Origin of the sequence: Halolamina pelagica, from assembly GCF_001307315.1 — an archaeon.
GTDB lineage: Archaea > Halobacteriota > Halobacteria > Halobacteriales > Haloferacaceae > Halolamina > Halolamina pelagica_B.
The window spans coordinates 2,211,826-2,230,675 of sequence record NZ_LGUC01000001.1 but is presented as its reverse complement, the minus strand read 5'-3'; the positions used below and the strand labels follow the sequence as shown (position 1 = coordinate 2,230,675).

The following is an 18,850-nucleotide window of genomic DNA, read 5'->3' as shown; positions in this document are numbered from 1 at the left end:
TCGAAAAGCCCGCTGTCGCGGCGTTACTCCCAGGGGGTGTGTCGCTCGACCGTCTGATCGCGGTCCGGGCCGACGCCGACGGCGTACACCGGCGCGTCGAGCTCGGTCTCGAGATACTCGAGGTAGTCGCGACACGCGGCCGGGAGCGCGTCGTACCCCTCGTCGGCGACGGCGCTCCAGTCCTGCTCGCTCCACGTCTCGAACGTCCGGAAGTTCGGCTCACAGCGCGCCCACTCCTCCGTCGTCGCGGGCATCGTCTCGCGGGTCTCGCCGTCGAGCTCGTAGCTGTGACAGACTTTCAGCTCCTCCAGCCCCGCGAGCACGTCGACGTGGTTCACCGCCAGCCCGGTGAACGACGAGCGCCGCGCGGCGTGGCGCAGCATCGGCACGTCGAGCCAGCCGATCCGGCGCGGCCGGCCGGTGACGGTGCCGAACTCGCCGCCTTTCTCGCGGATCTCGTCGGCCAGTTCGGCCTCGTCGCCGTCGGTCATCTCGGTCGGGAGCGGCCCCTCGCCGACCCGGGAGAGGTACGCCTTCACGATGCCGACGATCTCGCCGTCCCCGACGACGCCCGGCCCGACGCCGGAGCCGACGGCGGCGCCGCCGGCGGTCGGGTTCGAGGAGGTGACGTTGGGGTAGTTGCCGTGGTCGATGTCGATGCTCGTCCCCTGTGCGCCCTCGAAGAGGAGGTTCCCGCCCGCCTGGTGTTGCTCGTAGAGGAAGTCGCCGGCTTCGACGAGCATGTCGTTCTCCCGGAGACGCTGGCCGTAGTTGGCGAACTCCGCGACGAGTTCGTCGATGTCAAACTCGACGCCGGCGTCGATGCCGTACACGTCTTCGGCGATGGCGCGCTTGTTCGAGACGGTGTACTCCAGTCGGTCCCGGAGCACGTCCGTGTCGAGCAGGTCGCCGACGCGCACCCCGCGCCGGCCGGCCTTGTCCTCGTACGTCGGGCCGATGCCGCGGCCGGTGGTGCCGACCTTCATGTCGGAGTCCTCCTTGTCGGCCTCCTCCATGTTGTCGAACACGCGGTGGTACGGCATGATCACGTGCGCGCGCTTCGCGACGCGCACGTCGGGCTCCAGCCCCTGCTCCCGGAGGGTCTCGATCTCGTCGAACAGCGTCCGGGGGTTGACGACGCAGCCGTTGCCGAGCACGCCGGTCTTCCCGCGGACACAGCCGCTCGGGACCAGCGAGAGCTTGTACTCCTGGCCGCCCTCGACGACGGTGTGCCCGGCGTTGTCCCCGCCCTGATACCGCACGACAGTGTCGGCCTCCTCGCCCCAGCGATCGACGAGGGCGCCCTTCCCTTCGTCGCCGAGTTGCGCCCCGACGATTGTAACGGTCATACGCGGCGATTCACTAGCCCCGGCTAAACCGATTACGATGCGCCCATCGGCGGCCGGATCGGAGGGCGGACACAGCTTCGGCCCCCTGCCGTCGCCAGAACCGTTAACACCCCTCCGTGTGTAGCCTGTTCACTCACCAGCCCGCTGGCGGCGAGGGGAAGTTTTAACCTCTCCCAAGAGAAGTTAACATACAGCATGATAGATCGACTGGAGAAAGAAGTGGATATGCTGGAGCGACACCTCCAGGTCCTCCGGATGGTTATCGAGAACGAACCGATCGGCATCGTGAAGATGTCGAACGAGACGGGCTACCCCCACCACAAGGTTCGCTACTCGCTGCGCGTGCTCGAGGAGGAGAACCTGATCGAGCCGTCGAGCCAGGGGCGATCACCACCGACCACACCGCCGAGTTCGTCGAGGATCTCGACGAGAAGCTCGACGACACCGTCGACAAGCTGCGGGACATGCGGATCGACTCCGCGCCGGAAGCCGAGAACTAACTTTTACTGCGGCTTACAGTTCTGGCACGCTGACGTGGAACTCGCCGTCGCGGGTCTCCACGAGACTGAGGTGGTAGCCGTCCTTGCGCGAGAGCTTCACGAAGCTCTTGTGCTTGCCACGGCCCAGGAACCCGCCGCCGGTCGCCTCCTCGGCGGTCTCCAGCGCGCCCGGCTCGTAGTAGCTCGACGTGACGAAAAACGCCGCCGCGAGCTGCTCGTTCGTCTCGCCGACCGGCGTCGCGTTCCGGAGCAGCGACTCGAGCATCGGCTCGGTCGCGGGCTCGCGTGAACTGTTCAGGTCGGTCACGATCAGCGGCTGGCCCATCCGGTCCCGGATGACGACGTCGAAGGCGGCGCTGTCCTCATCGGCCTCCTCGCCGAGGTCGACGCTGCCACGGAACTCGATCCGGTCGATCTCCGGGATGGCGCCGAACAGCTTCCCCATGGCGGTCTGGTTGCGCGTTTCGCGCACGTCGTGCAGCAGCGATCGGGTGAGCCACTCGACGAACTCGTACTCGACGGTGGTTCGGAGCCACGCCTCGAACGGCTCGCCGTCGACGACGGCGCCGTCGTCGTCGAACTCGGTGTGGTGTTCGAGCCGGAGGTTGTCGTTGACCGCCTCGCGGTCGGCGTCGCCGTTGTGGGCGTCCTCGAGCGTCGGGCCGCCCTTGCGCTCGTACCGAACGAACAGGCTCGTCCCGGCGATCGCCTCCTCGGGCGGGACCTCGTGGTCGCCCTCCGGCAGGTACTCCTGGGCGGCCTCGAGTTCGGCTTCGGCGCCACGCAGCTCGCTCTCCAGCTCGTCGACGGTCGCCCGGAGCTCCGCGACTTCCGTCTCGAGCTCGTCGGCCGTCGCCGCCGCGTCGTCGCGTTCGCGTTCGAGCCGGTCGCGCTCGTTGCGGAGGCGATCGGTCTCCGCCTCGAGCTCCTCGACGCGCTCCTGCAGCTGATCGCGCTCCTCGCGTAGCGCCGTGACCGTCTCACTGGGTGCCGGTTCTGGCTCGGCAGTGCTCGCGGTCTCCGACGCGCTCTCCGAGGCCGGGGTTCGGCCGACTCGCTCGCGGCCTCCATCGACACCGACTCCGAGGGGTCGAGCGCGGGGATCGTCGTCGTCTCGCGCCACTCGGACTCGCCCTCGAAGCGACTGGTCGAACCGGACTGGCTCGCAGTTCCTCCGCCGCGGTCGTTCGCGGAGTCCATCGCCGTCGCGTCCTCACTGTCGGCGGTCGCCGCGTCCGCGCCGTTGGTCGTCGCCGCGTCCGCGCCGTTGGTCGTCGTCGCGTCCGCGCCGTTGGCCATCGCCGCCTCGGCGGCCTCCGTCGCGGACCGTTCGGGCCCGGCCGACGCCGACTCCGTGGCCGGTGCCGATCCCGCGCCGGCGCTGTCGGTGGGCGCGGGATCGTGCCGTGATTCGGCCGCTGGCTGTTGGCCGTCCGACGACGGCGCCGCCTCGGGTTCTTCCTCTGCCGGCCCCTCGCTGTCGGTGGACGGCGCCGTCGCGAACTCCGTCCCTGTCGTCGATTCCTGCCCGTCGCTACCTGCCGTGGCGTTCTCCTCGCCTGGGCTGGGCTGGTCGGTCCAATCGGCGTCCTCGTCGACTGTCGCAGCGCCGCCCGCGGCCGCCGAGCCGCCGGCGCCGGCGGGTTCGGGCACGTCGACGATCTCGACGTTGACGGTTTTGACGCGGTAGATCCCGACTTCGTCGGCCGCGCGCTCGTACGCCTCGTCGCCGGTGAGCCGGCGTTCCTGGTTGCCGACGAACGCGACGGGCATCCGGCGACCGCCGTAGTACGCCAGGAAGTAGTCGCCGGAGAGGACGTTCTCGGAGAGCTCCACGTAGCCAGTGAAGTTGCCCGACTGGAGCGTTCGGTCGACCTCCGACAGCGGCGTCTCCTCGGTGTAGTACTCGCCGCGGACCTCCCCGCCGGTCTCGCGCATGGCGAACAGCAGCGGGAGCGATCGGTCGGGGGCGACGTATGCGGTGCCGTCGGCGTCGGCGAACCGATCGATCCCGCCGTCGAACACGCCGAGCACTCGCCCGTTCAGCATGAACAGCCACGCCCCGCCGTCGGTGACGGCGCCCGTAAACTCCCGATCGGCGAACTCACGGAGTCCCGCGTGCCCGCCGGAGAACGGCTCCGAGTCCCACTCGGTCACCCGCTCGACCGTTTCACTCTTCATCTTAGAAGATTACTCGCCCGGTGCCCTCAAAATACTTTGTGGAGCGTTCCCCCGGCCTCTAGACAGCCGCTTGATGGGTTTCGGCGGTCAGCCGAGCGCGCGGACGATCGCGGCGACAGTCGGCGGGCCGACCAACGCCAGCCCGAGCAGCTCGATGGGGGTGAACCCGGCCGTCGGCGGCATCGACCCCGTGACGGTCAGCCAGACGACGCCGGCGGCGGCCACGGAGATGCCGAAGCTCGCGCCCGCGGCGACCGCGCGCTCGACCGACGTGGCGACGATCCCGAGCAGAAACCCGGCCAGGGCGAGCCCTGCCGGGTGTCCCAGTGTCGCGGCCGCGCCGACGATCCACGCGAGTGCGCTCGCGGCGTCGGCGGCCCGGCCGGTCCGGATCGGCTGGAGGTGGCTCCCGTAGGCGAACAGCGTCGTCGAGCGCTCGCTCACAGTCGAGAGAGCGGCGCGTCGTACATCAATCCACCCACTCGCCGTGGCGGGTGGGAGGCTGCCGCCCGAAGGGCTAACTAACCGGCGTCCGTCCCGCCGCACGTGTCAGCTTCGTTTTTGGCCGGCGCGACGCGGCGCCGTCTCGCGCGGCTCAGCGGGCCGGCAGCGGTCGCCATCGCCCTCACTGGTATCGTCGCTGCGACGGTAGTCTCACCGACGTTCGCCTGGCAAACCAGCGCGCTCTCGGATCTCGGGGTCGCCCCCGGGACCGCGTGGCTGTTCAACGGCTTGCTGATCGGCGGCGGCCTGGTCGGCCTCCCCTACGCCTGGGCGCTGTGGAGCGCAACGTCGGACCGGCTGAGCCAGATCCGCGCGGTGGCGTTTCTGCTCGCGCTGGTGTCGATGGCCGGCGTGGGGCTGGCGCCCGCCGGGCACCCCCTCCACGTTCCGTTCGCGCTCGCGTTCTTCAGTCTCGCCGCGCTGACCGCTGTCGTCGACGGCGTCGCCCGGCTGCGACTCCCCAGGGGGAAGCTCTCGCTGCTCACGGGAGTGCTCGCCCCCGTCGCGTGGCCGGTGTGGCTCGGGTGGCTGGGCGAGGGGATCGCGGTGCCGGAGCTCGTCGGCGCCGTGCTGTTCGGCGTCTGGGTCGTCGCCCTCAGTCCCGAGCGCCCCGGCCAACCCACGTAGCTACGTCGCGAGTTCGGCGAAGGCGTCGATGGCGTCGTCGTCGCCGGCGACGACCAGCGTGTCGCCATCCCGGACCCGGAGGTCGGCGTCGACGTTGGTCAGCCTCTGCCCGTCGCGTTCGATAGCGATCACGGTACAGCCGGTCCGGGCGCGCACGTCGGCCTGGCCGAGGGTTCGGCCCACCAGCGCCGGCGCCTCTCGCCGGACGACTTCCACCTGCGTCTCGGGGTGATCACCTCCTCGTCCAGCAGCTTCGAGGCGAGCATCCGGCCGCTGACGGTCGGCAGCGAGAGGACGTACTTCGCGCCGGCACGGTAGAGCTTCGGCGTCGAGTCGTCCTCGTTGGCCCGTGCGATGATCCCCGTCTCCGGGGCGACCTGCCGGGCGACGAGCGCGGCAAACAGCGCCGTCGTGTCGTCCGACAGCGCGAGGACGATCGCCTCCGAGGAGGCCACGTCGGCCTCCTCGAGCGTGATCGGATCAGTCACGTCGCCGACGATGTCGACGCCGGGCTCGTCCTCGATGTCGACGACGGTCACCGACAGCCCCGCCGCGGTGACCGCCTCCGCGACCGCCGAGCCGACGACGCCGTACCCCGCGACGGTGATGTGGCCCTGTGGGGGGCGTCCCGGGAGAGGCTCCGCCGCTTCATCTCTTCGACGCCGTCCTCCGGGCCGACGACGAGCAACACGGTGTACTCGTCGATGACTCTGGTCGGGCTCGGCGGCGAGACGAACTCGCCGCGGAACCACGCGCCGACGATGTGGGTGCCCCGCAGTTCGTGGATGCCGCAGTCCCCGATCGTGGTCCCGTCGAGCGGCGATCCGGGCTGGATCAGCAGTTCGCTGATCTCGAGGTCGGCGGCGATCTCGACCGCGCCGTCGAGCTCCGTGGAGACCGACGACGACGCCTTGCCCGCCAGCGAATCGCCGAGCACGCTCCGGGGTTGGATCACTTCGTCGGCGCCCGCGTAGCGGTGGTAGTCGGCGTGACTCTCGTCCTCGACGAGACTGAGCACCCGCGTCTCCGGGGCGACGTGCTGGGCCGCCAGGATCACGCTGGCGTTGGTCTCGTCGTCGTCGCCGGCCACGACGGCCTCGGCATCGTCGGCGGAGACGGCCGAGAGCACTTCCCCGTCCTCGGGATCGCCCTGTACGACCTCGACCCCGTCGGTCTGGAGGGACTCGACGGTGTCGGCGTCGGGCTCGACCACCACGTACGGCTGCCCGCGAGCCCTGAGTTCGGTGACGAGCGTGTCGACCGTCGGCGAGAACGAGCAGATCACCACGTGGCCCGTACCGTCGTACGATCGGGGCGGTCCGGACGCAAGCGCCTCCGCGAACAGCGGGAGCACGAACGCCGGCAGCGTGAGGAAGATGAGCGCGACGCCGGTGAACTGCATCGCGATCATCAGCGCGAGCATCGCGGTCGACTCCCACTGGTCGGCCTGCTCGCCGTAGCCGACGGTGGTGAACGTCTCGGCGACGACGTGGAGCGACTCGATGAACCGCACGTCGATCCCCTCCAGCCGCGCCATCCCGAGCTGGTAGAGGAGCGCGTAGACGAGCATCACCGCTGCCGTCCCGAGGAGGTAGAGCCCCGCCCGCCGTGCCGGGTTCGCCATACACCGCGTATTTCGGGCCGGGATTAAAAACCGCCGGCACGCCCGCTGTCGGGACGCCCAAACGCTGCCCGGCGCCCAAGAACTATCGGCACCGGCGACTACCGACCGGTATGACCCGTCATGTGACTCGGGAATCGCATTCGCCCACGTACCTCGACGAGGAGGATATCGATCCGGAGAACGGCGACATCGCCGTCTGTCGCTGCGGCCTCAGCGACGAGCACCCGTTCTGTGACGGCTCCCACCGTCGGACTGACGACGAGGGTGATGGCGTTTACTGCTACGTCGACGGCGAGCGCCGCGAGATCGCGAGCGTCACCTTCGCCGACGGCGAGACGCTGACGTACGAGCCGGGCGACGACGACACAACCGACTGACAGCTCGGCCGAGTGCTTTAGGGCAGTGGCGCTACCAGCGGTGGGTATGTATCGCACCGGTCACCTCGGGGTGTCGCTGCTGGTGTTCGCTCCGATCGGCTACCTGTTCCTCGCCGCCGGGGAACCGATCGCGGCGCTGCTGACCGGCGGCGCGATGCTCTGGCTTGCGATGCTGCCCGACGTGGACCACCGCATTCCGTGGATTCCCCACCGGGGGCCGACCCACTCGCTGCTGTTCGCGGTTCTGATCGGCGTCGCCTTCGCCGGCGCGGGCGGGCTGCTCGCCGGGGTGTCGGCGTCGTCGATCGTATGCGCCTGACGACGTTCGGCTTCTTCGTCGGCTTCGTCGCCGTCGGCGCCCACCTGCTGGGCGACGTGCTCACGCCGGCCGGAGTGAACCTGTTCTGGCCCTGGGGCCGGGAGTTCAGCCTCTATCTCACCCGCGCGGACAACACCGTCGCGAACTACGGTCTGTTCCTGTTGGGTGTGTTCGCCGTCGCGGCCGCGGGCGTGTTGGCGGTTCAGGGGCTCCCCTGATCCAGCACCAGCACCGCGCTCCGTGCCCACTGCTCGTACCCGAGCGCCGTCGCCAACGCAACTGACGCGGCCGCCGACTCGCGGGTCCGGTAGCGGACGACGGCCTCCGCGTCGATACTGAACGCCGTCGCCGTCATCTTTGAGACGACTGCGCGCCCGTACCCGCGCCCGCGATGCGCCGGATCGACGACGACCCCCACGTCCGGAAACGGGAGGTGGGTCAGCGTCGCGACCGCCACGAGGGCGTCGTCCCGGAACAGTCCCGCCGTCTGTCCGGGCCGGAACACCGGCGACGCGCGCGACCAGTCGGCGTCGGGGACGCGCTCCCGGAGCGCTTCGAACGCCGATCGATCGGCGCCGACGAGCAGTCGCGCCTCGGAGTCGACCGGCGAGAACGACGGCTCGTCGACGTAGCCGAGGAAGTACGGCCCGTAGGACGACTCCACGGTCGCCCCGGTGTGCCCGGCGAGCGCCGTCGAGACCGCATCCGCGGCCGGTAGCTCGGCCGCCAGGATGGCCCCGCCGGCATCCGCGAGCGCGTCCCGGTAGTCGGCGGGCGCCGCGACGACGAGCGCGTCACCGCGGCGGAGCAGGCGGACGGTCCCCTCGTTTTCGCTCTCGACGACCGTGGCAGCCGACTCCTCGAACGCGGCGGGCGAACAGTTCAGCCGCTCGGCGCAGTGGCGGGCGATCCGGTCCTCGGTGCCGGGCGCGAGCGGCATCGACGGTCAGTTGGGCCGCGAGCGGCAAAGTTCTGGGGCTCAGTCATCGCCCACCGAGGGGTGGCCGACGCCGCCCACGCCCGGATCGGGGCCGCCGTCGACGAGGGTCACGTCGACCTGCCGGAACGGGATCTCGACGCCCATCTCTGTCAGTCGATGGTAGATGCCGCGGTTGAGTTCGTGGGTCGCCTTCGATCCGCGGACGGGGCTCCTGACCCAGCAGAGCAGTTCGTACTCGAGCGCCGAGGCGCCGAAGGAGCGAAACCGCATCCGGGGCTTGGGCGAGTCGAGCACCAGCGACTCCGCCTCGGCGACGGCGACGACGGCGGCCTCGAACGCGTCGATGTCGGTGCCGTAGGCGACACCGACGGGGACGCGAATGCGCTTGCGGCGGCCGGGGGCGGACTCGTTGACGATCTTCGCGGCGTTGAGCACGGCGTTGGGGACCGTGACCAGCACCTCGTCGCGGGTCTGGAGCGTGGTCGAGCGGACCCCCACTTTCACGACGGTCCCCTTCTCCCCGGAGTCGAGCACGACGAAGTCGCCGATCTTGTAGGTGTCGTCGAAGTAGAGCGCGATCCCCCGAAGAAGTTCGCGACGGTGTCCTTCGCGGCGAAGCCGATGGTGATGCCCACGATCCCCGCGCCGGCGAGCAGCGGCGTCACGTCGATGCGCCAGACGGAGAGGACGGCGACCCCGGCGGCGACGATCACGACCAGCGTCCAGACGTTCGAGAACACCGGCGCGAAGTCGAACCGGGGGCCGGCGTCCTTCACCGAGTCGACCGCACGGTTCACGATGGCGTTCAGTGCCCACGCCCAGACGAGGACGAGGACCGTCAGCGTCGGGCGACTGAGGAGCGCATCCCGGGTGGCGGCGTCGACGGCCAGCGCGTCGAGCACGCCGCCGTCACCAGTGAGGAGGAACACGCCACCGAGCGCCGCCGTGACCACGAGCGGCAGTCGGAGCTCGTCGACGACGATGTCGTCGAAGCCGTTCTCCGTCGACCGACCCAGGCGCCGGAGGAGTCGGACGACGACGCGCTCGACGACGAGGGCCGCGACGAGGCTCCCGGCCACGATCGTCGCCAGCCCGACCGTCGGCGGCAGCGCGTTCAGCGCCGACGTGACAGCGTTCATACTGCAGGGAAGCGGCAGGGTGGCTTAACCGTTTCTCGCGGGCGCACTCGCCGTGCGGCTTGAAGTGGCTGCCCGCCCAACAGCCGCCGATGGCCGACCCCGAACTCGACGACGACGCGATGACTCGCTTCGAGGTGCCCGACTTCGAAGAGCTCCCCGAAGACCTGCAGAACCGGCTCACCGCGGAGACCGAGGAGGCCGGCTTCACGCCCAACGTGTTCTCGGCGTTCGCCTACAAGCCGAGTCACTTCCGGGCGTTTTTTGACTACCACGACGCGCTCGTCGACGACACCGCGCTCGACCGCGAGGAGGTGGAGATGCTCGTCGTCGCCGTCTCCGGCCGGAACCACTGCTACTACTGCAACGTCGCCCACGGGGCGCTGCTGCGGATCTACTCGGGGGACCCGGAGCTGGCGGACCAGCTGGTGGCGAACTACCGGCAGGCCGACGTGAGCGAGAAACGGATGGCGATGCTCGACGTGGCGGTGACGCTGACCGAACAGCCAGACCGCGTCACCGAGGCCGACCTCGAACGCCTCGCCGAGGTGGGCTACAGCCCGGAGGAGATGTGGGACATCGCCGCTGTCACTGCCTTCTTCAACCTCAGCAACCGGATGGCGATGTTCGCGGACATGCGCCCCAACGCTGAGTTCCACACGATGGGCCGCTAGCGCCCCGCGCGGGCCGTGGCGTCGACGCCCCGGCCGTTTCGGGAACGACTAAACGACTACGGCAGGTAGGGCCGGTAATGACCGAGACCGAGGACGCCTGGTTCGCCGGCGTCGACCCCGGCGACGCCGACGCCGCGGCGGCGGCGATCCGTGACGGCGAGGCCGAGCAGCCCCGCGACTGGCCCGCGATTGCGGTCGAATCCGGGTTCGCCGCGGACGAGGACCAGTACTACGACCGCCTCCACGAAGCGACCGTCGATGCCGCTCGCGAGGCCGCACGGGCGGCCGGGCGCGCCGACGATCAACAACTGATCCACGCGCTGCGGGCGATGGACGACGCCGAGCGCACCGCGAACGAGCTCGCCGAACGGCTGGAGGAGTGGGCCGGCGCACTGCTGGACGTGGAGGAACCCGCCACCGGGCTCGACTTCGCGGCCGTCGTCGCGGGGATGGAGCCCGCCGACACGACCGAGGAGCGAGCCGTCTCGCTGGCCCAGCGCGTGGTCGACCTCCGCGACGAGCGCGACGACCTGCGGGCCTTCGTCGAGCGTCGCGCCCCCGAAGTCGCGCCCAACCTCGCCGAGATGGCCGGGCCGGTGCTGGCCGCGCGGCTGATCTCGCTCGCCGGCGGCCTCGGCTCGCTGGCGAAGAAACCCTCGGGCACCGTGCAGGTGCTCGGCGCCGAGGACGCGCTGTTCGCCCACCTCCGTGGCCACGCGCCCTCGCCCAAACACGGCGTCATCTTCACCCACGAGTTCGTTCGCGGCACCCGGCCCGACGACCGCGGCTCCGCGGCGCGTGCGCTGGCGGGCAAGCTCGCCATCGCCGCCCGGATCGACCACTACTCCGGCGAGCGCCGGGAGAGCGTCCACGAGGACCTGCGCGACCGGATGGAGACGATCCGTGCGCGTGCGGGCGAGGAGGCTGCTGACGGCGACGCCGGGGAGGTGGCCGATGAGTGAGCTCCCCGCGGGCGTCGAGCGCCGCACCGTCGCGGGTGAGGAGCGGCTGACCACGGCCGGCGACCCAGTGTACGGCGAGCCGACCGTCGACGACCGGCGCGTGTGGGACGCCGGGCGGTCGAAGCTGGGTGCGATGCTCGAACTCGGGATGGACACCCACCTGCAGGGTGGCGAGTCGGTGCTGTATCTCGGCGCGGCCTCGGGAACGACCGTGAGCCACGTCGCCGACTTCGCGGGCCCGACGTACGCGGTGGAGTTCGCCCCCGACCCGTGCGCGACCTGGTCGACGTAGCCGAGAGCCGCCCCAATCTGTTCCCGCTGCTCGCCGACGCGCGGAACCCCCGGGAGTACGCTGGCGTCGTGGAGGCCGGACTGGACTGCATCGTCCAGGACGTGGCGACCCGTGGGCAGGCCGAGGTAGCAAACCGCAACGGGCAGTTCCTGAGCGACGGCGGGCTGCTGCTCGCGGCGATCAAGGCCCGCAGCGAAGACGTGGTCGCCGAGCCCGCGGACGTGTTCGATGAGGTGCGGGAGACGCTGTCGACGACCTACGAGATCCTCGAAACCGAGCGACTGGAGCCGTATCACGACGATCACCTCGGGATCGTCGCCCGGAAGCGGTAATCGCTGCCGCCGACCCGCGCTCAGCGTTCCGGAGCCGGCACCCTATTTACGTGAGCGCCCGCAGAACCCAGCAAATGGAGGAACTGGGTTCCCGGGCGAACTTCGACCGGATGGGCACCCTCGGCGTCGAGGAGGAGTTCTACGTCGTCGACGACGACGGGATGCCCGTCTCGGGCACGAAAGAGCTGGTGTACGGCGACGACGAGCCGCCGGCACCGCTCGCGGACCGGCTCGACCACGAGCTGTTTCAGTTCACGATCGAGACGCAGACGCCGCTGATCGAGAGCGTGGGCGCCGCCGAGGACCACCTGCTCGCGGTGCGGGAGGCGTTGGTCGACTACGCCGACACCCGCGGCTACCGGATCGCGGCCGCGGGGCTCCACCCGGAGGCTCGCTGGCGCGAACTCGACCACGCCGAGAAGCCGCGGTACCGCTCGCAACTGGAGCGGATTCAGTACCCTCAGCACCGCAACACGACCGCGGGGCTGCACGTCCACGTCGGCGTCGACGACCCCGACAAGGCGGTCTGGATCGCGAACGAACTTCGGTGGGAGGTGCCGCCGATGCTCGCGCTGTCGGCCAACTCCCCGTTCTGGAACGGGTTCGACACCGGGCTCGCGTCGGCCCGGTCGAAGATCTTCGAGAACCTCCCCAACACCGGGATGCCCACGCGCTTCGAGGACTACGACTCCTACGAGCGCTTCGAGCGCCGCATGGTCGAACAGGGATCGATCGACGATCGCGGCGAACTCTGGTACGACGTACGCCCCCACACCGGCCACGGGACTGTGGAGGTCCGCACGCCCGACGCTCAGGCCGATCCCGCCGTCGTCCGGGCGTTCGTCGAGGGTATCCACGCGCTCGTGGTCGACCTCGCGGAGCGGTACGAGGACGGCGAGCGCGAACCGCTCGGCGCGGGGCTGCGCCGGGAGCTCTTAGACGAGAACAAGTGGCGAGCGATGCGTCACGGCCACGAGGCCACGTTCGTGGATCGCGACGGCGAGTCGACGATCGGGCTGGCCGAGGCGGTCGAGCGGACCTGCGACCGGATCGGCGACGACGCGCTCGCGACGCTCCTCGATCGCGAGAGCGGGAGTGAGCGTCAGCGTCGGATCCACGAGAACGGCGGGAGCGAGGCGCTGCGGGAGTCGCTGCTGCTGTAGCTCAGTACCGGATGGGGTACTGACGGATCGTCTCGGGAACGTCGTCGCCCCAGAACGTCTGCATCTTCTCGTCGTCCATCCCCCGTTCGGTCTCCAACGCGGACTCGTACGCCTCGCGAAGGTCGGCGATGGGCTGGCCCGGGGTGTCGACCCGGAGGTTGTGGTAGAGCTTCGCGGGCTCGCCGTACACCAGCACGGCCGCGCTGAGGTTGTCGCCGCGCTTGTCGCCGCCGGCGGACTCGCTGGCCTCGAGCGCGGTCAGCAGGCGGTCGGTGAACCGCCCGCTCGCGCGCTCGAAGGCGGCGGCGACGGCGTCGATCACGTCCGGGCTGGCGAGCAGGTCACCCGCGACGGTGTACTCCTCGGCCGTGAAGTGATCGGCGTGATCGACGCACTTCTCGCCCGTGTGGGCGTAGGTGTTCCCGGCGGCGTCGATGCCGTGGAGCTGGAGGCCGACCGAGCCGTCGCGCCCGGCGATCAGCGCCTCGGCGGCCGTCGGGAGCGAGAACCCGCGCCCGAGCAGGTAGCGGAGCGACTCGCCGTAGTCGGCGCCGGCGTCCCACGACTGCGTGACGACGGCGCCGTCGGCGCTCACCCAAGGACAGACCGCGCCGACGGCGGGGAACGCCGACGCGACGGCGACGCCGTACTGCGACGACTCGGGATCGCGGGCCGCGATCGAGATGGTCACGGCCACACCCCGACCGTGATACTGTCGAACACACGCCATCTCGGGCTGTTGCGGGCTTCAACGTTCCGGCCCCGACCGAACGCTTTTGCCCGACCGCGCACCCACCGTCGACCGTGTACCTCTCCCACCCGGTTCGGCGGATGCGGAACGACCCCGGCGAGGCGACGGTCGGGCTGGTCGTCGAGCTCGGCGACGACGCGGAGCCGGCGTCGCTGCGGGAGACCGTCGCGGCGGCGAACGGCGAGCTGGTCGACGACTTGGGCTTTGGCTGCTGGCTGGTCAGCCTGCCGGAGGCCGGCGTCGACGCCCTCTGCTCGCTCGATGGCGTGGTTCGCGTCGAGACCGACGCGACGCTCGAACGGGGCGTCGACGAGACCGTCGACGCGGACCTCGGCGAGGGCGGGGCCGACGACTCGCCGCGGGAGGTCTGAGCGGTGCGTCGTCAGCCCGCGGCCTTGATCTCGACGCGGTAGCCGAACGGATCGCGGACGTACACCGCCGGCGCGGTTCCCGTGGCCCCCTTCAGGTCGCGAGCCGCGCGTTCGATATCGACGCCTGCTTCCGATAGCTCCCGCTGGATCGCGTCGATCGACTCCGCGACGACGACGGCGACGTGGTCGAAGTTCCTCCCCGTCGGGGGTCGAACTCCTCGCTCGGGCGGACGTGGATCAGGCTGGTCGCCGAGAGGCGGATCGAGAAGATCGGCCGGTCGCCCGCGCGGTAGGCGTCGAGATCCTCGAGGTCGAAGCCGAGCGCGTCGCGGTAGAACGCGACGGCGTCGTCGACGCGATCGGCCGGAATCGTGAGGTTGGCGTGGTCGAGGTGGCTGGGCTCCATGGTTCCGAGTCCGGACGGGTTCGGCATAAGCGGTCGGGGCAGCGGCCCTACACCCACTTCTGCAGCTGGGCGATGATCGGGTAGGCCAACACCGTCAGGAGCGCGACGTGGAGCAGCTGCGTGAACTGGGCCGGTGGTGAGAACACCGACGAGAGTAGGAACGCGACGGGGAGTGCGATCAGGAGGGTGACGACCCTCCGCACGGTCGGCGAGATCTGCATGTGCCGGGCTCGTGACCGATCCGACAAAAATCGTCCGCCATCGATGGCATCGACCCCACCGGAGCAGATAACTCCTTCCGCACGGACGGTCGCGGTATGGCGCCACCCGCCGAGGACTCCGGCAGCGTTGAGGGCGGGCACAGCGGCGGGGGGAACGCTGCGCGAGCGGACGGCCACGTTCGGCGGGTCGACCTCGCTGACGCCACTGTCGAGTACGAGATCCGCCACAGCGCCGACGCCACGCGGGCGCGCATCGACGTCGACGTGCACGGGGTGACGGTGGTGCTTCCCGAAGGCTCCCGCGTGCGGGCGAAGGAACTCCTTCTGCAGAAGGCTGACTGGGTGGTCGAGAAACACCGCGAGTTCGAACGCTACCGTGATCGCGTGCCGGATCGGACGTTCGAACCCGGCGAGACGTTTCCGGTGTTTGGCACGGATCGCGAACTGGTGGTCGAGCCGGCTCGGCGGCACGAACTCACCGACGAGACGATCCGGCTCCGGCGGAGCGCCGTCGAGCAGTCGTCGGTGAAGCGCGCGCTGGAGAACTTCTACCGCTCGGTCGCGCGGGAGGAGTTTACCGAGCGTGCGGACCACTACGCGCCGCGGATAGGCGTCGAGTACGGGGGATCGAGGTGCGAAACCAGAAGACGAAGTGGGGGAGCTGTTCGAGTACCGGTACGCTCGGGCTGAACTGGCGACTGATGCAGGCGCCGCCGGCCATCGTCGACTACATCGTCGTCCACGAACTCGCCCACCTGCGGGAGATGAACCACAGCGAGGCGTTCTGGGAGATCGTCGGCGAGTTCGACCCCGAGTGGGAGCAGCACCGGGCGTGGTTACGGGAGCACAGTGCGGAACTGGTGTTCTCCGAGGCGGATCTGTAGCCGTCGACGCCGAATCGGGACGCTCGTCGCTCGAAGATCGGTCCCAACAGAAATGCGCTGGCTGGGATTTGAACCCAGGTTGTGACCATGGCAAGGTCACGTGATACCACTACACTACCAGCGCGTTCCTTCGCACTCCAACCAAGTGCGGTTCTCTTCTTAAGACTTCCGAAACGCTCCCAATCGACCGCCGCGCGGGGGTGGCGTCGACGCCTCGAGCGACATCGCCGAACGATGTTCACGAACGAAATAAAGTCGCCAGCGGGCGTCTGGAGGCGTGTGACGCCGTCACAGCCCCGATGCTGAGTCGCTACCCTTTTACGGTGTCGTTCGGTATTCCTGGTACAGTCCAGTGGCGAGGCACATGACGGGCGACAACACACTCGTCGTTCCGTCGTCGTTGGTCCGCGAGGCCGAGGACAAGCGCGAGGCGACCCGGAAGCTCGGGTACGTGGCTCGCGCGGCGGTCATCTACCGGACCGACCGAATCCTCGTCTTCCCCGATCGGGAAGCCGAGGGCCGCTGGGGCGGGGCGTTCGTCCGCACGGTGCTGGCCTACGCGGCCACCCCACCGTACCTCCGACAGGAGGTCTGGGACGAACGCGACGAACTGCGCTACGCAGGCGTCCTCCCCCCATGCGTGTCTCTCCACGGACCGGCTCCGAGGGTGAAACCCCGGAGTCGAGAGAAGGAATCGTGACCGAGGTCGGACCTGACGATCGCGTCCGGGTCAATTGCGGACTGCAACACCCGATCTCCCTGCTCGTCCCGTCGTCGATGACGGTCGAACAGGGGGAGCGCGTCACAGTCAGGGTCTCTTCGCGAGAACCCGTCCGCGCACGGCTCGTCGACGAGAACCCACCCGGGTTCACCGTCGACGCCTGCGGGGACATCCAGGAAGCCCTCGCCCGCGACGACGCGGGCCTCTGCATCGGCACGTCGCGCCACGGGGACGAACTCACCCGTTCGCGGCTCGCCGAACTCGCCCCGCGCTACCGGGACGGCGCGACCGTCGTCTTCGGCTCGCCGGGCCGCGGGCTTCCGGAGATCTTGGGGGTGTCCCCCGACGATCTCCCCGTCGAACCCGACTCGCCCGGGTTCGACCTCTGGCTGAATACGGTTCCGAATCAGGGCAGCGAGGTGGTGCGCACCGAGGAAGCGGTGTTCGCCACGCTCGCCCCGCTCGCGCTCAGGGACTGAGCGCGGAGGAAAACGAACATGCCACAACCAAGCAGACCACGAAAAGGCTCGCTGGGCTTCGGCCCGCGAACGCGTGCGGCGTCGGAAGTGCCGCGTATCCGCTCGTGGCCGGACGACGAGGGCTCCCCTGCACTGCAGGGCTTCGCTGGCTACAAGGCCGGCATGACCCACGTCGTGATGGTCAACGACGAGGAGGACTCGCCGCGGAACGGGATGGAGGAGTCCGTCCCCGTTACCGTCGTCGAGACCCCCCGATGCACGCGATCGCCGTGCGAGCCTACGAGGATACGGCGTACGGATCGAAGCCGGCAACCGAGGTTTGGGCGTCCGAGTTCCACGACGAGCTCGACCGCGCACTGGACCTGCCGGCGGAGAACGATTTCGAGGGCGACGCTGACGAACTGCGAGCGCTCGTCGAGGAGGGTGCGGTCGACGACCTTCGGGTCATCACCCACACCACCCCCGCGACGCTGCAGAACGTCCCCAAGAAGGAACCCGACGTGATGGAGACTCGAGTCGGCGGTGGCTCCCTGCAGGAGCGCGTCGACTTCGCGCTCGACCTCGTCGAGGACGGCGGCGAACACGAGTTCGGCGACGTCTTCCGCGCGGGCGAGTACCTCGACGCGTCGGGGATCACGAAAGGGAAAGGGACGCAGGGTCCCGTCAAGCGCTGGGGCGTCCAGAAGCGGAAGGGCAAGCACGCCCGGCAGGGCTGGCGGCGCCGCATCGGTAACCTCGGCCCGTGGAACCCGAGCCGCGTTCGCTCGACCGTTCCCCAGCAGGGTCAGACCGGCTACCACCAGCGGACGGAACTCAACAAGCGCCTGATCGACTTCGGCGAGGGCGACGATGCCTCCGTCGACGGCGGCTTCGTCAACTACGGCGAGGTCGACGGGCAGTACGCGCTCGTGAAGGGCTCGCTCCCGGGCCCCGACCAGCGTCTCATTCGGTTCCGCCCGGCGATTCGGCCGAACGACCAGCCGCGCCTCGACCCCGAGGTGCGCTACGTCTCGACGGCCTCTAACCAAGGGTAACAACCATGCAAGCAACAATCCGAAACCTGGACGGCTCGGACGGCGACGAGATCGAGCTTCCGGCGGTGTTCGAGACGACGTTCCGCCCGGACCTCATCAAAGGCGCCGTGCAGGCCGCCCAGGCAAACCGAAAGCAGGCTTACGGCGCCGACGAGTACGCCGGCCTCCGCACCCCCGCCGAGTCGATGGGGTCGGGCCGCGGCATGGCGCACGTGCCACAGGAGAACGGACGCGCACGGCGTGTTCCGCAGGCCGTCGGTGGCCGCGCGGCACACCCGCCGAAAGCGGAGAAGGACCAGGGCAAGAAGGTCAACGACAAGGAGCGCAAGCTCGCGACCCGCTCTGCCATCGCCGCCACGGCCGACGCCGAGCGCGTCGCCGAGCGCGGCCACGCCTTCGACGACGACCTCGAGCTCCCGCTCGTCGTGAGCGACGAGTTCGAGGACCTGCAGAAGACCAAGGAGGCCGTCGAGGCCTTCGAGTCGCTCGGCATCCACGACGACGTCGAGCGCGCCGACGAGGGGAAGAGCGTCCGTGCCGGTCGCGGGACGACCCGTGGTCGAAAGTACGACGAGCCCAAGTCCGTGCTGGTCGTCACCAGCGAGGAGCCGTCGCGCGCAGCGCGTAACCTCGCGGGCGTCGACGTCGCCACGGCTGAGAACGTCAACGCCGAGGACCTCGCGCCCGGGACCGACGCCGGTCGACTGACGGTCTGGACCGAGAGCGCCCTCGAGGAGGTGGCCGACCGATGAGCGGCATCATCGAGCACCCGCTGGTCACCGAGAAGGCGATGGACCAGATGGACTTCGACAACACGCTCCAGTTCATCGTCCACATCGACGCCGACAAGCCGTCGATCACAGACGAGATCGAGTCCCGCTACGACGTGACCGTCGAGTCGCTGAACACGATGGTCACGCCGCAGGGGAAGAAGAAGGCGGTCGTCCGCCTCTCCGAGGACGACGACGCACAGGAGATCGCCTCGCGAATCGGGGTGTTCTGA

17 protein-coding genes, 1 tRNA gene and 8 pseudogenes are annotated in these 18,850 nt (G+C 69.7%); 16 read left to right on the top strand and 10 right to left on the bottom strand.

Annotated elements, in window-relative coordinates; all coding sequences use genetic code 11:
* Positions 1-23: 23 nt before the first annotated feature.
* The gene (locus SY89_RS11650) at positions 24-1,349 is read right to left on the bottom strand and encodes an adenylosuccinate synthase (protein ID WP_054584342.1); all 1,326 of its coding nucleotides are present in this window, start codon (positions 1,347-1,349) and stop codon (positions 24-26) included.
* Between the two features lie 195 nt (positions 1,350-1,544).
* Here SY89_RS11650 and SY89_RS16045 point away from each other — a divergent pair.
* Positions 1,545-1,849, top strand: a pseudogene (locus SY89_RS16045) (hypothetical protein).
* 13 nt (positions 1,850-1,862) lie between these two features.
* Here the strand turns inward: SY89_RS16045 and SY89_RS11645 are convergent.
* Positions 1,863-2,972: a DUF7527 domain-containing protein gene (locus tag SY89_RS11645; protein WP_054584341.1), complete on the bottom strand. Its 1,110-nt coding sequence runs from the start codon at positions 2,970-2,972 to the stop codon at positions 1,863-1,865.
* Between the two features lie 120 nt (positions 2,973-3,092).
* Between SY89_RS11645 and SY89_RS11640 the strand changes: the two genes are divergently transcribed.
* Positions 3,093-3,539, top strand: a complete 447-nt coding sequence (locus SY89_RS11640; protein ID WP_054584340.1) for a hypothetical protein — start codon at positions 3,093-3,095, stop codon at positions 3,537-3,539.
* 578 nt (positions 3,540-4,117) lie between these two features.
* Here SY89_RS11640 and SY89_RS11635 read toward each other — a convergent pair.
* Complete coding sequence (locus tag SY89_RS11635; protein ID WP_054584339.1) at positions 4,118-4,474, bottom strand: hypothetical protein; 357 nt, start codon at positions 4,472-4,474, stop codon at positions 4,118-4,120.
* Positions 4,475-4,576: 102 nt separating this feature from the next.
* Here SY89_RS11635 and SY89_RS11630 point away from each other — a divergent pair, with 102 nt between their 5' ends.
* Positions 4,577-5,161, top strand: coding sequence for a DUF998 domain-containing protein (locus tag SY89_RS11630; RefSeq protein WP_080506687.1), 585 nt, complete (start codon positions 4,577-4,579; stop codon positions 5,159-5,161).
* On the opposite strand, the pseudogene SY89_RS11625 reads toward SY89_RS11630, so the two are convergent.
* A pseudogene (locus tag SY89_RS11625) lies at positions 5,162-6,785 on the bottom strand (potassium channel family protein). It abuts the gene before it with no gap.
* 110 nt (positions 6,786-6,895) lie between these two features.
* Between SY89_RS11625 and SY89_RS11620 the strand changes: the two are divergent.
* The 3 genes from SY89_RS11620 to SY89_RS19670 are packed head-to-tail and all read left to right on the top strand — an operon-like array spanning position 6,896 to position 7,699.
* On the top strand, positions 6,896-7,162 hold the full coding sequence (locus SY89_RS11620) for a CDGSH iron-sulfur domain-containing protein (RefSeq protein WP_054584337.1): 267 nt from the start codon (positions 6,896-6,898) through the stop codon (positions 7,160-7,162).
* 46 nt (positions 7,163-7,208) lie between these two features.
* Positions 7,209-7,481, top strand: coding sequence for a metal-dependent hydrolase (locus SY89_RS19675; protein WP_394325742.1), 273 nt, complete (start codon positions 7,209-7,211; stop codon positions 7,479-7,481).
* Positions 7,472-7,699 carry a metal-dependent hydrolase gene (locus SY89_RS19670; protein ID WP_394325741.1) on the top strand — a complete coding sequence of 76 codons (228 nt, stop codon included), beginning with the start codon at positions 7,472-7,474 and terminating at the stop codon, positions 7,697-7,699. Before SY89_RS19675 ends, SY89_RS19670 begins: the two co-directional genes overlap by 10 nt.
* On the opposite strand, the gene SY89_RS11610 is transcribed toward SY89_RS19670, so the two are convergent.
* Together SY89_RS11610 and SY89_RS16040 are read right to left on the bottom strand one after the other, a co-directional pair.
* Positions 7,684-8,421 carry a GNAT family N-acetyltransferase gene (locus tag SY89_RS11610; RefSeq protein WP_054584336.1) on the bottom strand — a complete coding sequence of 246 codons (738 nt, stop codon included), beginning with the start codon at positions 8,419-8,421 and terminating at the stop codon, positions 7,684-7,686. The two genes, SY89_RS19670 and SY89_RS11610, sit on opposite strands and share 16 nt — an antisense overlap.
* A gap of 39 nt (positions 8,422-8,460) precedes the next feature.
* A pseudogene (locus SY89_RS16040) lies at positions 8,461-9,560 on the bottom strand (mechanosensitive ion channel family protein).
* Between the two features lie 89 nt (positions 9,561-9,649).
* On the opposite strand from SY89_RS16040, the gene SY89_RS11595 reads away from it, so the two are divergent.
* From SY89_RS11595 to SY89_RS11580, 4 genes and pseudogenes are all read left to right on the top strand, one after another.
* Positions 9,650-10,231: a peroxidase-related enzyme gene (locus SY89_RS11595; RefSeq protein WP_054584333.1), complete on the top strand. Its 582-nt coding sequence runs from the start codon at positions 9,650-9,652 to the stop codon at positions 10,229-10,231.
* Between the two features lie 77 nt (positions 10,232-10,308).
* Positions 10,309-11,193, top strand: a complete 885-nt coding sequence (locus SY89_RS11590; protein WP_054584332.1) for an NOP5/NOP56 family protein — start codon at positions 10,309-10,311, stop codon at positions 11,191-11,193.
* A pseudogene (locus tag SY89_RS11585) lies at positions 11,186-11,817 on the top strand (fibrillarin-like rRNA/tRNA 2'-O-methyltransferase). The gene SY89_RS11590 and the pseudogene SY89_RS11585 overlap by 8 nt, the downstream one beginning before the upstream one ends.
* Positions 11,818-11,891: 74 nt before the next feature.
* Positions 11,892-12,980, top strand: coding sequence for a glutamate--cysteine ligase (locus SY89_RS11580; RefSeq protein ID WP_054584331.1), 1,089 nt, complete (start codon positions 11,892-11,894; stop codon positions 12,978-12,980).
* 1 nt (position 12,981) lies between these two features.
* Here the strand turns inward: SY89_RS11580 and SY89_RS11575 are convergent, their stop codons facing one another.
* Positions 12,982-13,671 carry a DUF1028 domain-containing protein gene (locus SY89_RS11575; RefSeq protein WP_054584715.1) on the bottom strand — a complete coding sequence of 230 codons (690 nt, stop codon included), beginning with the start codon at positions 13,669-13,671 and terminating at the stop codon, positions 12,982-12,984.
* 113 nt (positions 13,672-13,784) lie between these two features.
* Here SY89_RS11575 and SY89_RS11570 point away from each other — a divergent pair, with 113 nt between their 5' ends.
* Positions 13,785-14,102, top strand: a complete 318-nt coding sequence (locus SY89_RS11570) for a hypothetical protein (RefSeq protein ID WP_239685605.1) — start codon at positions 13,785-13,787, stop codon at positions 14,100-14,102.
* Positions 14,103-14,113: 11 nt separating this feature from the next.
* Here SY89_RS11570 and SY89_RS11565 read toward each other — a convergent pair.
* Together SY89_RS11565 and SY89_RS17315 are read right to left on the bottom strand one after the other, a co-directional pair.
* Positions 14,114-14,508 (bottom strand): annotated as a pseudogene (locus SY89_RS11565) (VOC family protein).
* A gap of 47 nt (positions 14,509-14,555) precedes the next feature.
* Positions 14,556-14,729, bottom strand: a complete 174-nt coding sequence (locus tag SY89_RS17315; protein WP_189319156.1) for a hypothetical protein — start codon at positions 14,727-14,729, stop codon at positions 14,556-14,558.
* Positions 14,730-14,825: 96 nt separating this feature from the next.
* On the opposite strand from SY89_RS17315, the pseudogene SY89_RS11560 reads away from it, so the two are divergent.
* Positions 14,826-15,613: pseudogene (locus tag SY89_RS11560) on the top strand (M48 family metallopeptidase).
* A gap of 53 nt (positions 15,614-15,666) precedes the next feature.
* Here the strand turns inward: SY89_RS11560 and SY89_RS11555 are convergent.
* Positions 15,667-15,737 (bottom strand) — tRNA-Gly (locus tag SY89_RS11555).
* Positions 15,738-15,977: 240 nt separating this feature from the next.
* Here SY89_RS11555 and SY89_RS11550 point away from each other — a divergent pair.
* The 4 genes and pseudogenes from SY89_RS11550 to SY89_RS11535 all read left to right on the top strand — a co-directional run bounded on the left by SY89_RS11550 (position 15,978) and on the right by SY89_RS11535 (position 18,850).
* Positions 15,978-16,813, top strand: a pseudogene (locus SY89_RS11550) (putative RNA uridine N3 methyltransferase).
* A gap of 18 nt (positions 16,814-16,831) precedes the next feature.
* Positions 16,832-17,847, top strand: a pseudogene (locus SY89_RS11545) (50S ribosomal protein L3).
* A 5-nt stretch (positions 17,848-17,852) separates the two neighbouring features.
* A complete protein-coding gene (gene rpl4p / locus SY89_RS11540) occupies positions 17,853-18,599 on the top strand; it encodes a 50S ribosomal protein L4 (RefSeq protein ID WP_054584329.1) in 747 nt (248 codons plus the stop codon).
* Entirely contained in the window at positions 18,596-18,850 is a 255-nt protein-coding gene (locus tag SY89_RS11535) for a 50S ribosomal protein L23 (protein ID WP_054584328.1), read from the top strand. Before rpl4p ends, SY89_RS11535 begins: the two co-directional genes overlap by 4 nt.

What these genes read in the sequence shown, in the direction of transcription:
- SY89_RS17315 (WP_189319156.1), bottom strand. Translation starts at nt 14,729, where the DNA reads ATGCAGATCTCGCCGACCGTGCGGAGGGTCGTCACCCTCCTGATCGCA.
- SY89_RS11650 (WP_054584342.1), bottom strand. Translation starts at nt 1,349, where the DNA reads ATGACCGTTACAATCGTCGGGGCGCAACTCGGCGACGAAGGGAAGGGC.
- rpl4p (WP_054584329.1), top strand. Translation starts at nt 17,853, where the DNA reads ATGCAAGCAACAATCCGAAACCTGGACGGCTCGGACGGCGACGAGATC.
- SY89_RS11595 (WP_054584333.1), top strand. Translation starts at nt 9,650, where the DNA reads ATGGCCGACCCCGAACTCGACGACGACGCGATGACTCGCTTCGAGGTG.
- SY89_RS19670 (WP_394325741.1), top strand. Translation starts at nt 7,472, where the DNA reads ATGCGCCTGACGACGTTCGGCTTCTTCGTCGGCTTCGTCGCCGTCGGC.
- SY89_RS19675 (WP_394325742.1), top strand. Translation starts at nt 7,209, where the DNA reads ATGTATCGCACCGGTCACCTCGGGGTGTCGCTGCTGGTGTTCGCTCCG.
- SY89_RS11580 (WP_054584331.1), top strand. Translation starts at nt 11,892, where the DNA reads ATGGAGGAACTGGGTTCCCGGGCGAACTTCGACCGGATGGGCACCCTC.
- SY89_RS11620 (WP_054584337.1), top strand. Translation starts at nt 6,896, where the DNA reads ATGACCCGTCATGTGACTCGGGAATCGCATTCGCCCACGTACCTCGAC.
- SY89_RS11535 (WP_054584328.1), top strand. Translation starts at nt 18,596, where the DNA reads ATGAGCGGCATCATCGAGCACCCGCTGGTCACCGAGAAGGCGATGGAC.
- SY89_RS11590 (WP_054584332.1), top strand. Translation starts at nt 10,309, where the DNA reads ATGACCGAGACCGAGGACGCCTGGTTCGCCGGCGTCGACCCCGGCGAC.
- SY89_RS11610 (WP_054584336.1), bottom strand. Translation starts at nt 8,421, where the DNA reads ATGCCGCTCGCGCCCGGCACCGAGGACCGGATCGCCCGCCACTGCGCC.